This is a genomic window from Sorangium sp. So ce327 (assembly GCF_051530205.1).
GTDB classification, from domain to species: domain Bacteria; phylum Myxococcota_A; class Polyangia; order Polyangiales; family Polyangiaceae; genus Sorangium; species Sorangium cellulosum_B.
This window is the reverse complement of the sequence record NZ_CP150330.1, coordinates 5,381,611-5,396,201: the sequence shown is the minus strand read 5'-3', so window position 1 is coordinate 5,396,201 and position 14,591 is coordinate 5,381,611. Positions and strand designations below refer to the sequence as shown.

At 71.9% G+C, this 14,591-nt stretch carries 9 protein-coding genes; 3 read left to right on the top strand and 6 right to left on the bottom strand.

Annotated elements, in window-relative coordinates:
* Window positions 1-37 precede the first annotated feature (37 nt).
* The 4 genes from WME95_RS20205 to WME95_RS20190 form a co-directional block, all read right to left on the bottom strand.
* Complete coding sequence (locus WME95_RS20205) at window positions 38-1,936, bottom strand: PEGA domain-containing protein (RefSeq protein WP_437909991.1); 1,899 nt, start codon at window positions 1,934-1,936, stop codon at window positions 38-40.
* Window positions 1,937-1,972: 36 nt separating this feature from the next.
* Entirely contained in the window at window positions 1,973-3,775 is a 1,803-nt protein-coding gene (locus tag WME95_RS20200; RefSeq protein WP_437909989.1) for a serine/threonine protein kinase, read from the bottom strand.
* 571 nt (window positions 3,776-4,346) lie between these two features.
* Window positions 4,347-5,132, bottom strand: a complete 786-nt coding sequence (locus WME95_RS20195) for a hypothetical protein (protein WP_437909988.1) — start codon at window positions 5,130-5,132, stop codon at window positions 4,347-4,349.
* Between the two features lie 676 nt (window positions 5,133-5,808).
* The gene (locus WME95_RS20190) at window positions 5,809-7,089 is read right to left on the bottom strand and encodes an SUMF1/EgtB/PvdO family nonheme iron enzyme (protein WP_437909987.1); all 1,281 of its coding nucleotides are present in this window, start codon (window positions 7,087-7,089) and stop codon (window positions 5,809-5,811) included.
* A 115-nt stretch (window positions 7,090-7,204) separates the two neighbouring features.
* Between WME95_RS20190 and WME95_RS20185 the strand changes: the two genes are divergently transcribed.
* Window positions 7,205-8,794, top strand: a complete 1,590-nt coding sequence (locus tag WME95_RS20185) for a metallophosphoesterase family protein (RefSeq protein WP_437909986.1) — start codon at window positions 7,205-7,207, stop codon at window positions 8,792-8,794.
* Between the two features lie 15 nt (window positions 8,795-8,809).
* Here WME95_RS20185 and WME95_RS20180 read toward each other — a convergent pair whose 3' ends face one another.
* Together WME95_RS20180 and WME95_RS20175 are read right to left on the bottom strand one after the other, a co-directional pair.
* Window positions 8,810-10,018, bottom strand: coding sequence for a glycerate kinase family protein (locus tag WME95_RS20180; RefSeq protein WP_437909984.1), 1,209 nt, complete (start codon window positions 10,016-10,018; stop codon window positions 8,810-8,812).
* Entirely contained in the window at window positions 10,015-11,523 is a 1,509-nt protein-coding gene (locus WME95_RS20175) for an SLC13 family permease (RefSeq protein WP_437909983.1), read from the bottom strand. Before WME95_RS20175 ends, WME95_RS20180 begins: the two co-directional genes overlap by 4 nt.
* A 445-nt stretch (window positions 11,524-11,968) precedes the next feature.
* On the opposite strand from WME95_RS20175, the gene WME95_RS20170 reads away from it, so the two are divergent.
* On the top strand, window positions 11,969-13,189 hold the full coding sequence (locus WME95_RS20170) for a vWA domain-containing protein (protein ID WP_437909982.1): 1,221 nt from the start codon (window positions 11,969-11,971) through the stop codon (window positions 13,187-13,189).
* An 88-nt stretch (window positions 13,190-13,277) separates the two neighbouring features.
* Entirely contained in the window at window positions 13,278-14,564 is a 1,287-nt protein-coding gene (locus WME95_RS20165) for a BMP family lipoprotein (RefSeq protein ID WP_437909981.1), read from the top strand.
* Window positions 14,565-14,591: the final 27 nt, after the last annotated feature.

Here is a 14,591-nt window from a genome sequence, read left to right as displayed (position 1 = left end):
CCGCGCGGCCGCGCACCGTGGACCGGCGCGGGTCTCGTCAGAACTGGTAACGCAGGCTCGCCCCGGGCGAGAACATCAGGACGAAATCACCCATGAGCGACTCTGGCTCGTAGGTGCCGATCCCGTCCGTCGAGGCGGACAGCTCGATCGTCCTGTCCCACTTCGGCTTGCTGAGGCCGATCAGCAGCAGCAGCTTCAGGCTGCCGGACACCTCCCACCGCTCTCCGAGCCGCAGGCCGAGGCGCAGATCAGGATCCGCGTAGAAGTAGGTCGCCGAGGCGAAGTCGACCACCGGGAACGTGTTGAACCACTCCCCCCCGGTCGTCCTGAACCTGCCGGTCCGCTCGTCGCGGACCTCGCCGACGAGCACCCCCGCGCCCAGCCGGAGCAGCGCCGGGAAGCGGTCGCTGATGTCGAAGTGGTACCCGAACGTCGCGCCGGCCAGGAAGCCGCCCAGGCGGAGCGTGTCGCTCGCCGTGCCGTCGAGCGGATCCCGGTAGCCGACCGGCCTGAGCGTCGCCGAGCGCTCGTCGAGCTGCTGCGCCGCGAACAGGCCGCCGAGCTCGATCCCGACGCCGATCCCCGAGCCGAGCTCGTAACCGCCGTGGATCATGCCGAGCCCGCCGAGGCCGAGCGAGCTGGAGCAACCCGAGCCGCAGCCGTCCGTGATCTCGCCGCCCAGCGTCGGCGCCAGCAGGAACGACGCGCTCACGTCGAGCGTGATCTTCGGCGGCTTGCGCCAGATATCGGCGTCCTCGTCGCGCTCGAGCCCCATGTCGAGGCTCTGGCGCTGGCCCTTCAGCAGCGTCACCGTGCGCGTCCCCGTGACGAACCCGTCGGCCTTCACCTCGACCCGGTGCGTGCCGGCCTTGAGCCGGCCGAGCCAGACGCCGTTGCCCACGTTGACCGAGTTGATCCACACGCTCGCGCCGGGCGGCGTGGGGTCGACCCGCAACGAAGCGTCGAGATCCTCGGCGAGCAGCGACAGCGTCGTGAGCTCCTGCGGCTTCACGGGCGCCGCCGTCGGCTGCGTCCCGAGCTTCCCCGCGCCGCGCAGCGCCACCATGTGATCGCCGACCGACAGCGCGCCGATCCACGGGGTCTGCCCCACGACGACGTTGTCGACGAGCACGTCGACCGTCTTGCCGGCGCGCTCCACCACGCGCAGCCGGCCGGAGCGGGTCAGCCTGCGGAGCTTCGCGTTCACCGTGGCGGTCTGCCCCCCGGCGACGTCGACGCGCGTCTCCACCGGCTCGTAGCCCTCCTTGAAGACGCGGACGACGTGCGCGCCCGCCGCCACGCGGATCGGCTTGACGGGCGGGTACTGCCCGCGCTCCTCGCCGCTCACCACGATGGACGCCCCGGGCTCCGCGTTCGTGATGTCGAGCGTCCCCACGAGCGCCCGCAGCTCGGCGATCTCCCGCTGCGCGGCCGCGCGCTCGGCGGCCGACATGGTGAAATCGCGGAGGAAGGTCTCGAACATCTCGAGCGCCTCGTCGTAGCGCTGGAGCTTGCGCAGCGCGATCGCGGCGTTGTTCGTGGCCACGCGCGTCGGGAAGAGCTTGCGCGAGAGGAGGAACTCCGCGAGCGCAGGGCCCCACGCCTCCTCGCGCAGCAGCGTGAGCCCCTTCTCGAAGTGGAGCCGCGCCACCTGCCGGTCCGTCTCGGAGACGGGCGCCTCCTCGACCGGCACCGCAGCCCCGGTGGCCGGCGCTGCGCCTTCCCTGGCCGGCGCGCCGGCTTCCGCGGCGGGCGCGGCGCCCTCCTTGACCGGCGCGGCGGCGTCCGTGACCGGCGGCGCCGGCTGCGCGAGCACCGGTCCGGCGGCGACCGCGACCGCGACCGCGGCCGAGAGCGCGCGCAGCCGCGGCGCTGCGCGGGGACGCCGCGCGAGGGAGAGAAGACGAGAGCCGCCGCGCCGCGTACGCAGATCCATTCGATCGAGCACCGTACTCAGCCTGTCGCTCCGCTGCTACTTTCCGAACTCGTCGGTGTTGTCGATGATCCCCTTGGGGGTCGTGGGCGCGGGCGGCGCCGTCGCCGGCGCGGCCGAGGTGCTCTTCGCCGACGTCGCAGGACCGCCCTTCCCCGACGTCGGCGTGAGCTCGACCTTCGGCGGCAACGCGCCGGTGTCGGTCACCACGACGTCGGCCATCGCCTCGCCGCCCCCCTTCTTGAAGACGCGCACCCTGTGCACGCTCCCGGGCGGCCCGGTGATATCGAGGATCCCGTTGCGCGTCGTCACGCGCTTGCCTTCGACCTCGACCGAGGCGTCGGCGGGCAGGATGACGACCTGAACGCGCTTCGGCTGCGGCTCGACCGCCGCGACCACCTCCGGCGTCGTCGGCGTCGCGGCCGGCGACGGCGTCGGGGCGGTCGACGTCAGCGTGGCCGCCGCAGGCGGGAGCGTCTCGACGGTCGCCTTCGCCTCCGGCTGGGCGACCGGCTCCGGCGGCGGCCGGCTGATGAAGTACACGCCGGCCGCGATGACCGCGGCGGCGAGCGCGGCGCCGGCCACCACCGGCACCCGCGGCACGCCGGGCTGCGTGCCGCGGTGCGACTGCGTGAGCGCCCCCGTCGTCGCAGCGCCAGCGTGGTTGGTGGCCGGAATGATCGCCGCCGGCGGCCCGCTCTGGAGCGGGGGAGGCGCGAACGACGAGTAACCTCCGCGGTGCTCCTGCGGGACCGCGGGATACCCGCCGCTCTGGTTCGCCGGCGCGGTCGCGGCGTACGCGCCGCCATGATTCGCCGGCGAGATCGCGGGGTACCCGCCGCTCTGGTTCGCCGGCGAGGCCGCTGCGTACGCGCCGCTCTGGTTCGCGGGCGGCGCGTTCATCGCGAGCCGCGGCGCGGACTGCCGGTGCACGGCCTCCGGCAGCGGCACGAGCATGCTCTCGTGGATGCCCCAGCCGTACGGAAGGAGCGGCCGGATGGCGCCGAACATCTCCTGCGCGCTCTGGTAGCGCTGCCCGGGGGCCTGCAGGAGGCATCGGTGCACGATCGCCGCGATCTCGGGCGCCACCCACGGGGCGAAATCCTGCACCTGCGGCGGAGGATCCGAGCAGATCGCGATGATCAGCTCACCGAGCGCGGTGATGTGATGGTACGGCGTCCGCCCGGTCAGCAGCTGGTAGAGCACGGCGCCGAGCGACCAGATGTCGGTGCGGTGGTCGATCTCCTTCTGGCCGCGCGCCTGCTCGGGCGACATGTAGAGCGGCGAGCCGATCAGGTTCCCGGTGCGCGTCAGATCGGCGCTCTCGGTCTCGTTCGCCCGGTCCATCTTCACCTTGGCGATCCCGAAATCGAGCAGCTTGACGAGGATCTCGCCGGCGTCGCGGCGCGCGAGGAACAGGTTGTGCGGCTTGATGTCGCGGTGGACGACGCTCGCCTCGTGCGCCTTCTGGAGCCCGATGCACGACTGCGCGACGATGCGCAGCGCGAGGTCGGGCGCGAGCGGGCCGACGCGCTTGATGAGCTCGTGGACGTCCTCGCCCGCGAGGAACTCCATCGCGAGGAACGGCAGGTTCGAGCCGCGATCGACGCCGGCGTCGAGCACCTGCGTGATGTGCTGTGTGTCGATCGCGCCTGCCGCGCGCGCCTCGCGCTGGAAGCGGCTCACGACCTTCGGGTCGCGGGTGAGATCCGCCGAGCTGATCACCTTCACGGCGCAGCGTCGGCCGGTCCCCGTGTGCTCGGCCTCGTAGACCGAGCCCATGGCGCCCTCGCCGAGGAGCTTGCGAATCTGATATTTGCCGTCGATGATCGTGCCGATCACAGCGTTAGCGCCACTCTAAGGGATCGCTCGCGGCGTAGCAACGCCCGTGAAGGCGGCACATGCCGCCGGCGCGGACTCGCTGGACTCAGGTGTAATTCCGCGCGATTCGCGGGATTCGCGCGATTTCGCGGGCCGCGCCGCGCTCCCGCGGCGCAGCGCGTCTCACCTCACCATCATCGCCGGCCCGGCCACCATCCCGCCATCCCGCGCGAGCCGCGGGGGCACGGCCCTGTGGCGCCGTCCCCCTGCGTCCGCGACCCGCGCTGGCGGCGACGACCTCACCTCACATGGGTCGCCCCCGCCGGCGCGGGCCCAGCCTCTGCCGTTGCGACCGTTCGAGCGCTGCCGTCACGTCCCCGCCGTCCGCTGGCCGCCGAGGTGGTCAGCATGAGGCGGCGCTGGTGAAGCCCGCGCGGGAGAGCGGCGACGATGGGCCGACCCGAGATCGGCCATCGAACGCGATCGACTCACGCGCTCCCGTGGCGGCCGGCGCGCGGCGCCGGGCGTTTCGCCTCCGAGCCCCGCGCCCTCTCCGCGGCCGGCGCGACCGGCCGAGGTCCGAGGCCCGTAGTTACCAGATGCCGCAGCCCGGCCTGAACCCGGCGTTGCCGCCGCAGCCTCCGGCGAACCCGGCGTTGCCGCCGCAGCCTCCGGCGAACCCGGCGTTGCCGCCGCAGCCCCCGGCGAACCCGGCGTTGCCGCCGCAGCCTCCCGTGAACCCGCCATTGCAGGGGCCCTGGAACCCGCCACCGCAGGGGCCGGCCGAGAACCCGCCGTTGAGCGGGCCGCCGATGCCCGCGGGATTGCAAGGGTTGCAGGGCCGGGGGCAGCAGGGGCTGCACGGAAAGCAGTCGGGAGCGAACACGGTGTTGAAGGTGGTGCAATTCGAGATGAACGCGGCAGGCACGCCGAAGCCGCCGAAACCACCGATGCCACCGAACGGCATCCCGCCGAACGGCACACCACCGACGCCCGGCACGCCACCCGGCACGCCCACGGGCCCCTGCCCGACCGGCCCCTGCCCGACCGGCCCCTGGCCGACAGGCCCCTGCCCCATCTGGCCGATCGGCGCCTGCAGGCCGGGGCCCGCCGGTCCCTGCACGCCGACCGGCCCCTGGCCGAGGTCCATGGGGCCCTGCGCGCCGATCGGCCCGCCCTTGCCGCCGTACGGCCCCTGATACCCGCCCCTCGCCGACGCGCCGGCCTCGAGCGCCTCGGTGGTCGAATCGACCTGCTCGACCTCGTCGATGCTGGCCTCGTCGAGATCCGCGTCGTTCACCGCGTCAACGGCGCACCCCGTGCCCAGCGCCGCCATCACCACCGCGAGCCCCAGCACCTTGCCATGAATCGAGAGCATGTGTTGTCCTCCTCAATATCCCGTGATGGCCGGAAGGTCCGAGCCACCGTGGGCTCATCGAAGAGCAGGCTGTGTGCCTCAGCCCTCGTGTGCAGACACTGCCGCTGCGAGCTCGTGTCACCAGCCCTGACGCGTCCGCAAAAAGGCATTCTCTGGATCGACGCCGGCCTTGGTTTTCCGGGTTCTCAACGCGGAGACCGGCGGGACGGCCCCCGATCGGAGGGCCTATCGCCCGCGGGCCGCGCGCCCCATGCTGGAGATGACGAACTCAACGCCTCGGCGGCAGGCGCCGCGCGCCGCGCGCAACGCCTCTCTCGCGGGCTTTCGAGCAGAGCCCCTGCGCTCCCGCCCGCACCGCGGCCGTCGTGAACGAGAGCCGTCGAGGCCCGATCGAGGCCCGCTGGCGACGGCGCGCGGCGCCTCCCCGCCGCTCGTCTGACCGGGCCGCAACCCGCGCGCGACGTCGGACCCTCTGCGCCTGACGTGCTCAGGCTGCGCCGTTTGTGCCCCAACGGAGGCACGACACGAGTCGATCGCCTCGGGCCGTAATCGTCTGCCTCCGCCACCGCAACTTCGCGGCGGGCGCTCGAAACGAGCCGCGTCAGCGAGATCCTGCGCCCATGGACCACCCAATGCGCGTACGTGGGCTCATGTGGTCAAATCTATGTGGATGGATTCATCTGGCGCCCTGGGGGGCGACGCCCCCGTCTCGCTCGGCGCCGTCCGCCGGCGTGATGTCCTTGCAGCAGCGGAATCCAAGGTGGTAGTTCGCGTGGCTGCCCCTGCTCATGAGGCGCGTCGCGTGCCAGTCGGGGGCGCGAAAGCGGCAGTCGTCGGCGTGGACCTCCATCGACGAGAACGCGAACCAGCTGCCCTTCATCTCGGTGAAGCCCCGATCGCCGTGCCGCGCGAGCTCTTCGGGCAGGATGGGCAGGCTCATGTGCTCGGCCACGTTGCCGTGCAGATCGAAGACACCGAGGCTGCTCCGGCAGGCGGGGAACGCGCCGGCCGGATACGTGTTGGAGCCGCAGCGGTCCCACCCGCCGCCTGGACAGCCCGGCGTGCGGGAGCTCCCCGTCCCGCAGAGCGCGTGGTTCTTCGCGGGGCCGTAGCTCCACACCTTCTCGCGCAGGAGGTTGTGGTGCCAGCTCGCCTCGTTCCGGGGGCGCGCCCACTCGTACTCGACGTCCGGATCCCGGAGGGCGCCGGCGCACGCCCCTTCCCACTCGTGCGCGTCGCAGATCCGTTTCCCTACCGCCCTGCACAGGAGCGCCGCCTCGCGGGCCCGGACGTGCACCACGGGGTACTCGCAGGGCACGTTCGGGAACTCGAGCTGATCGATGCACGCGGGGGCGTCCGCCGCGGTCTGACCGCGCGTGGGATCGAAGAGCGGCACCATCCCCGGCGCGCCGCAGGCCGGCTCGCGCGCCGGCTCGACGCCCGAGCGCGCTCGAGTGCGACGGCACTCGGATCGTGACATCGGGTGCCGCGTCAGCGCGGGGTTGCCCTGGCCGAGCACCGTCGACGCCGCGAAGATCGCCTCGACCTGCCGCATCGCCTCGTCGGGGAGCGCGAGCTCGCGCCGCATCCGCGCGAACAGCCGGAGGCGCTGCTCTTCCAGCGTGCCGGGCTCGGCGTCCTCGTCATCCGCCGTGAGCGTCACGCGCTCTGGTGGCGCCGTCGGCGCGCGCTTCGTCAGCGTGCTCGCCGCGCTCGCCACGAGCGGCGCCGCGCTGCGCGCCGCCGTCGCGGGCGCCCCGGTCCACACGGCCACGGCCGCGCTTGTCCACACGGCCGCTCCCGCGCCGGCGGCGCCCGCGGCGACGAGGGCCGCGGCCCTGCCACGCCGGCGCGCAGGCGCCGCGCGCGCGCCGGTCGAGAGCGCCGGCGGCGGATCGCTCGGCGCGGGTGATCGCAGGGCGCAGGCCGGCTCTATCGGCGTCTCGGTGCAGGACATCAGCGCGCGAGCTCGCGCTTACTGCTACGAGCATCCATCGATTCCGGCAACTTTCGGGGCGCTCGCGGCCCGAGCGGCTCCTTGACGGTCCTGCCCGGGGCACGTCAAATGAGGCATGGCGCGAAGGGCGGCCCTCCGAGTCCTCTACCTGGCGCTCCTGCCGGTGCTCGTCCTGCTCGCGCTGGTCATCACCCCGGCCCTCGTCGTCTCCAGCGTCGCGAGCCAAGGCCGGGTGTGGCGGCCGGAGACATGGAAGAAGATCTCCTACGGGAGCCGCTACTTCCGCTCGTCGTTCCGGGGGAGGCTCGGCGAGGTCGTCGACGTCATCGACGTCGTCCGCGATCGCCTGATCCTGCTGTTCGTCCTCCTCGCCGCGGCCTGCGGCGCCGGCGGGCTCGCCGTGTACGCCCTCGAGGTCGGCGTCCCCGCTTGGCTCTCCTCGTGGCTGGACGGGTCGTTCCTCTCCTTCCTCGCGACCTGGTTCCCCGCGGGCGGCAGGCTCTCCTTCGGCGGCGGGGCCGCGCTCGTCCTGGCCGTGTGCACGGCGCTCGCCGCGCTCGCGCTCGGGCTCTCGCTCTATGCCTGGCTCGCGTCCGCCCTGGGCGAGGCGACCCGCGTGATCCTGCGGTATGGCGGCGCGGCGACGCTCTTCCCCGATCCTGGCGACGCGATCCCCGGCGGGCGGCTCGTCCTCTGCCAGATCTCCGATCTCCACATCACGGCGGGCGGCAGCGAGCCGTACGAGATCGAGGAGGGCTCCGCCGCGTGGCCGGAAGGGGCCCCTCGCCCCGACACCGCCGAGCTGACAGGCCGCCTCCGGCGGCTCGTGGCGGAGATCGCCGCCATGAAACCGCCGCTCGTCGCGCTGACGGGCGACATGACCGATCTCGGGGAAGAGGCGCAGTGGGACGAGCTCGAGGCGGCGCTCTCCGGTATCCCGGCCTCCTCGCAGGTGCTCATGGTGCCCGGCAACCACGATGTCGCCATCAACCTCGGCACGTCGCCGGACCCCTACCTCACGAAGCGGGCGGAGCGCGAGCAGCGCTTCATCGAGGTGCTCACCCGCGTGGAGCGCGGCCCCTTCCAGCCTCCCCTGCACGTCCCGGCCCGCAAGCGCGCGCGGCGGCGGCTGCGCGCGATCGCCGGCCTGTATCCGAGGCGGCTCGATCTCGGGGGCGGTATCCGGATCTTCGGCCTCAACTCCAACCGTTACAGGTCGCGGTTCGTGGGGTCGAACGCGATCGGGCAGATCGGCGGCGCTCAGCTGCGTCGCCTCGCCCGCGCGCTCCGGCGGGGGTCCGGCCCGGTCATCGTGCTGCTCCACCACCACGTGGCGCGCCTCGCGGGGCCGATCTCGCTCAACGACACGTTCATGATCGCCATGGATGGCCCGCGCCTCCTCGAGATGCTCGCGGCGTATCAGCAGAAGAACCCGAAGAAGAACAGCGCGCTCGTGCTCCACGGGCACAAGCACCTCGCGTTCTTCGGCCATTACCGCTCGAAGAGCGGCGGCCGCGTCAGCGTGTACGCGCACCCCTCGTCGACGCTCGGCCACGAGACCGACGGCCACCTCGACGGCGTCGCCAGGTTCGCGGCGATCCGCCTGACGGACGACGGTATCTGGCGCGTCGAGACGCACCCGCTCCGCCCCGCGCGCTCCGCCGCGCCGGCGCCGCCGGCCCCAGCCGAGGCCGAGGTGTCTTGACCGGCCCAGGTCGGGTCAGCCCGCCCGCGCGCGTGGACGCGGATGCCCGCGCGCCTTGCGGAGCCCGGGGAGACCTCGGCCGATGAGGATGTAGCGCAGCGCGTTCTCGGCCGCGTTCGCGATCAGGAAGGGTGCACGATCCATGGCCTCGGACAGCGTGCATGGGGCCTCGAGGATCGACGAGAACGAGTCGATGCCGCACGCGTAGTTCACGCGCGCATCCTCGTCGATGGTCCCTGCCAGAGCGATGACCGGCAGCCTGAAGTGCTTTGCGCGTCTGGCCAGCTCCGCCGGCATCTTGCCGCGCGAGGTCCGGGCGTCGAGCCCCCCCTCGGCGGTGACGACGAGATCCGCGTCGCGCAGGAGGCCGTCCAGGTCCAGGTAGCGGACGAGGACATCGTAGCGAGGCAAGAGCGTCGCCTTCAGCAGGGCATGGAGCCCCGCGCCGAGGCCTCCGGAGGCGCCTCCTCCCGGCATGGTTCTCACGTCCACGCCCACGTCGCGCGCGATGAGGGCGGCATAGCGCTCCAGGGCCGCCTCCAGCCGCGCGACCATCTCCGGCGAGGCGCCCTTCTGCGGGCCGAACACGCGCGCCACGCCGCCAGGACCGCAGAGGACGTTGCGCCAGTTGCAGGCCACCTCGATCTGCACGCGGGGAATGCGGGAGTCCCTGCCTGAAGGGTCGATGCGGTCGAGCTCCAGCAGCGCTCCTCCTCCCGCTCCGATCTCGATCCCCGCCGCGTTCAGCAGGCGGATGCCCAGCGCCTGGGCCATGCCCGCCCCGCCGTCGTTGGTGCCGGAGTCGCCGCAACCGAGGAGCAGCCGCTCCGCGCCCGCGTCGAGCGCGGCGCGGATCAGCTCGCCGACGCCGCGCGTCGTTGTGGCCATCGGGTTGCGCGCGTGACGCGGGACGAGGCGAAGCCCGGCGGCAGCGGCCATCTCGATCACCGCCGTCCGTGGTCCGGCGCCGCCGAGGAAGCCGAAATGGGACGCGACAGGCTGGCCCAGCGGGCCTGTCACGATCGCTGGGTGCAAGGAGCCGCCCGTCGCCTTGACCAGCGCCCGGGTGAAGCCCTCGCCGCCGTCCGTGAGCGGCGCCTTCAGGAGGTGCGCTTCCGGCAGCGCGCGCCGGATGCCCGTCGCGATGGCCTCGGCGACCTGCTCCGCATCCATGCATTCCTTGAAGCCCGACGGAGCGATCAGGATGCGCAGGGGGCTCGTCATGGCGCGAGCCCCATCCAGCGCCAGTAGGTGAAGTAAAAGACGGCGATCGACGCCAGGTGGATCGGGAGCATGACGGCGCTGAGGAGCAGGAGATCCGCCGGGCGGAACGTCTCTCCGTCGAGCCCCTGGAACATGAGGAGCGCCTTGGAGCTCACCGGGAACGTCAGGCAGTAATCGATGCCGACCGTGCCGATGAAGATGACCGCCGCGGGGTCGAGATCGCGATCGGCGGCGAGCTGCAGCAAGACGGGGCCGAGCGCGACGGTGCGAGCGACATGGGAGGTGAGGTAGAGGTGGGACGTCAGCGACATCACGCCGACCGCCATCACGAAGAACAGGTGCCCTCTGGCGCTCTCGATACCGCTGTTGCGGAGCAGCGCCTGAAAGAGCCAGCCGGATGCGCCCGTGTCGATCAGCGCTCCTCCCAGGACGAGGGCTGCTGCGACGAAGAGGAGGAGGTTCCAGTCGACCGCCTTCACGCCTTCCTTCCAGCGGAGCGCGCTGCCAGGCGCCGTGAGCGCGAGCGCGCCGGCCAGCGTGACCGTGGCGCTCTCGTAGCCGTGCCACCGCTCCGAGAGCCAGAGCACGACCATCGTCGCGCCGACGGCCAGGGTGATCCGCTCCGATCGCGACAAGGAGCCTCGCGGGCGCCGGGGAACCCGGATGCATCGCCCGCGGCGCTCGCCGTCGAGGAAGAGCGCCAGGATGACCGCGCAGGCGGCGCCGCTGGCCACCACGCCGAACGGCATCCCGTAGAGGACCCACTCGCCGAAGGACAGCCGACGGCCGGTGACCTGGCTCAGCAGCTGGTTCGCCACGAGGTGAGACCCCGCGCCGACCAGCGAGCCGATGGTGCTGACCAGGATCACCGCGGGGAACAGCAGCGCGAGGGCACGGGTGATGTGCGGATCCGCCGTGATGGAAGAGATGCTGCGGAAGATGGGAATGGCGATCACGGCGCGGCCGGAGACCGACGGGACGAAGAGCGACGACGGGATGAGCACGGCCGTCAAGCACCAGAACACGCCGCGCACGGTGCGAGCGCGCTCGACCACGCGCTGCGCCAGCCGCATCGCCAGGCCAGACTGCTCGACCGCGCCGCCCAGGATGAACGCCCCTATCATCAACCAGATGACGTCGGACGCGAGGGAGTCGAAGAGCCGTTCCTGGGGGCTGACGCCGGTCAGGAGGAGGAGCAGCGCCGCGCCGAGCCCGACGTACGCCACGTCGAGCGACGTGGTCGACCAGAGGATGATCGCCAGCAGCACGGCGAAGAGCGCGATCCGGACGGGCGCCGGCAACGTCGCCGGCAGGACGACGGCGAGCCCCGCAGCGATCGTCAGCGAGAGGGGCAGGAGGACGCGAACCCGAGCGGCAGGGCGCGGCGAGGGCGGCGGGCGGGCGGCCACCGCATTGCCGCCGTCCGCGGCGCTTTCGAGGTCGGGCGCATCCTCATGATTTGCGTCGCTCGATGACATGAAGATCGCCCGCCTGGAGGAAGGCATGGTCCGTGCCCCATCCTGCAACCGTGCTGACGAGACAGGCTGCTTGCGCGCCGCGATCACGGCCGCGGATGCGCCCGACCCAAGCCCGGCGCGGCGCCGTTCTCGTTCGGCGCCAAGGTCCGCCTGGTCGACAACGTTGCCCACCAGAGCCGGCGCTCTCAGCCCCTTCCATACACCGGGCGTCGCGCACCGAGCTGTGGTGAGAGAGGAGACCACACTTCGAGGAATGCTGGGCCGCGGCAACCCATTGCCGGACCGCGTTGGCCGAAAGCAGCATTTCTGATCCGCGCGTCGTCCGGCTGCCATGTTGGTCAGCTATGCTTCCCGGATGGCGAGCACCGGGAGCGAGCTTCAAGGCCGTGTCTGCTCCGGGTGTCTCACGCAGAATCGACGGCTTTGGCGCCGGCGACACGCGCCCGGCCGCGCTTCATGGAGGGTTCGACTTATGAGATTGCCCACGATGGCCATTGCGTTGCTGACAGTGGGTGCGATTGGCGTTGGATGTGGGGGCAATGGTGCCAGCGACGGCGACGGGAGCTCGCAGAGCGGCGGCCCGGGGAGCGGGGGCTCTGGCCAGGGGAGCTCCCAGAGCACGAGCGGCGATTTCGGATCGGGTGGTCCGGGCGCAAGCGGCTCCTCGGGGCAAGGCGGCTCCTCGAGCAACGGCAGCTCCTCGGGCCAAGGCGGGGCGTGCGCCACCCAGTCGGCCAGCGCCGACCTCCAGCCCGTGTACCTCGCCTTCGCGTTCGACGTGTCCGGCAGCATGGGCATGGGCGACGAGCCCTGGTATGACAGGGAGCTCAAGTGGGAGCCGGTCGTTGCGGCGACGAAACAGTTCTTCGGTGATCCCCTCTCCGAGGGCATCAACGCGTCGCTCAGGTTCTTTCCGAGCGAGGACGAGGACCGCGACGAGAAGTGCGCGGCCGACACCTACGAGACACCGGAGGTCCCGATGACGGCGCTGCCCTCTACGCGCTTCGCCGAGGCGATCGACGACGTCACGCCGGCGCCCGGCGCCGACTGGCGCGGCGGCACGCCGACGCTGTTCGTCATGCAGGGGACGATCTCGTTCGTCGAGGCACAGCGGCGGGCCACGCCTGGCAGGTACGCCATCGTCCTCGTCACGGACGGTTATCCTGCGGGCTGCGGCACGGAGGCCAACAGGATCCAGGGCGTGTCCGACGCCGCGGCCGGCGCGCTCGCGGACGGCGTCCCGACGTACGTCATCGGCGTCGATAACCCCCCGATCGAGGGCGCGCCGCACGACCTCGACAACCTGCACGACATCGCCGACGCGGGCGGGACGGAGCAAGCCTACCTGATCGACACGGGCAATCCCGGGGCGACCTCGGCCGCCTTCAAGGCGGCGATCGACGCGATCCGCGGCGCCGCGGTCTCCTGCACCGTCGAGATCCCGCCCGCTCCCGACGGGCGGAGCTTCGACGCGCAGCGGGTCCGCGTGACGTACCAGAGCGGCGGAGGTGACCCGACGGCGCTCTCCTACGACCAGGAGTGCGCGAGCGAGAACGCCTGGCGTTACGACAGCGCCGCGAACCCGACCCAGATCGTGCTCTGCGACAGCACGTGCGCCACGATCCAGTCGGACCCCGAAGCGGCCCTGGGGGTCGACTTCACCTGCGAAGACGTGATCGTGATACCGCAGTGAAACGCGGACGACGCCCAGCACCTGCGCTCGGCGTCGTCCGTCTCGGCGGTTCTTGACACCCTGCGACATTCCCGCCCACGATGCCTCGGTGACACCTCGCTCGCCGAAGTCGCCCGCGTCCCTCGCTGTCCGCTCGCCCGCCGTCCTCACCATCGCGCTGTCGCTGCTGGCCGGCGCGTGCCAGGGCTCCTCGACGAGCACGAGCCCGCCGTCGGAGAAGACCTCCGGCCCCAGCGCCGCGGCGCCGGCGAGCGCTGCGCCCGCGGCGCCGGCCGCCGCATACAAGGTCGGCATGGTGCTGGTCGGCCCCTACAACGACAAAGGGTGGAACCAGGCCCATCACGACGGCATCCGGTCGGTGCTCGCCAAGATGCCGGACGTCGGCTTCGAGTATGTCGACAAGGTGAACCCGGCCGATCGCCCGAACGTGAAGGGTTCCCAGGTCGCGGACGATCTCATCTCCCGGGGCGCGCGGTTCGTCGTCTACAACTCCGACGATTACAAGGACGACGCCCTCGAGACCGCGCGCAAGCACCCGGAGGTCACGGTCATCCATATCTCCGGCGATTACGCCTGGAAGGAGGGCAAGAACCACAAGCCCCAGCCCAACCTGGGCAACCTCATGGGGCGTATCGAGACGGCCCAGCACGTCGCCGGGTGCGCCGCGGCGCTCGGCACCGAGACGGGGAAGATCGGGTATGTCGGCCCGCTCGTGAACGACGAGACCCGCCGGCTGGTCACCGCGGCGTACCTCGGCGCGCGGTACTGCTGGGAGAAGTACCAGAAGAAGAAGCCGGAGGACCTCACGTTCAAGGTCACGTGGATCGGCTTCTGGTTCAACATCCCGGGCGTCACCCTCGACCCCACCAAGGTGTCGGACGACTTCATCGGCGGCGGCTTCGACGTGCTGATGACCGGGCTCGACACGCCCGAGGCCGCGCTGCAGGCCAAGAAGGCGAGCGGCGCGGGCAAGAAGGTCAAGTACGTCCATTACGACCACAGGGCCGGCTGCGACCTGGCGCCGGAGAGCTGCCTCGGCGTCGCGTACTACAACTGGGCGCCGCTCTACCGCGACGCGATCGAGAAGGCGCGCGCGGGCAAGTACGCGAGCGAGTTCGTCTGGCAAGGGCCGGACTTCCGCGACCTGAACGGCGAGTCGTCGGTCGTCGGCTTCGGGCCCGGCGCCGCGCTGGGAGAGGCGCAGGCGCCGCTCGGCGCGTTCGTCATCGAGCTCGCCAACGGGCTCGACCTCTTCAAGGGGCCGCTCAAGTTCCAGGACGGCACCGAGTTCCTGAAGGACGGCGAGGCCGCGACGCCCCAGCAGATCTGGTATCTGCCGCAGCTGGTCCGGGGGATCACCGGGCCGAGCAAGTAGCCGTCTCCGGGCGGTGATCCATGCGGA

Coding starts and splice junctions, on each gene's coding strand:
- WME95_RS20180 (WP_437909984.1), bottom strand. CDS start 10,018: ATGACGAGCCCCCTGCGCATCCTGATCGCTCCGTCGGGCTTCAAGGAA.
- WME95_RS20175 (WP_437909983.1), bottom strand. CDS start 11,523: ATGCCTTCCTCCAGGCGGGCGATCTTCATGTCATCGAGCGACGCAAAT.
- WME95_RS20205 (WP_437909991.1), bottom strand. CDS start 1,936: ATGGATCTGCGTACGCGGCGCGGCGGCTCTCGTCTTCTCTCCCTCGCG.
- WME95_RS20195 (WP_437909988.1), bottom strand. CDS start 5,132: ATGCTCTCGATTCATGGCAAGGTGCTGGGGCTCGCGGTGGTGATGGCG.
- WME95_RS20170 (WP_437909982.1), top strand. CDS start 11,969: ATGAGATTGCCCACGATGGCCATTGCGTTGCTGACAGTGGGTGCGATT.
- WME95_RS20185 (WP_437909986.1), top strand. CDS start 7,205: ATGGCGCGAAGGGCGGCCCTCCGAGTCCTCTACCTGGCGCTCCTGCCG.
- WME95_RS20190 (WP_437909987.1), bottom strand. CDS start 7,089: ATGTCCTGCACCGAGACGCCGATAGAGCCGGCCTGCGCCCTGCGATCA.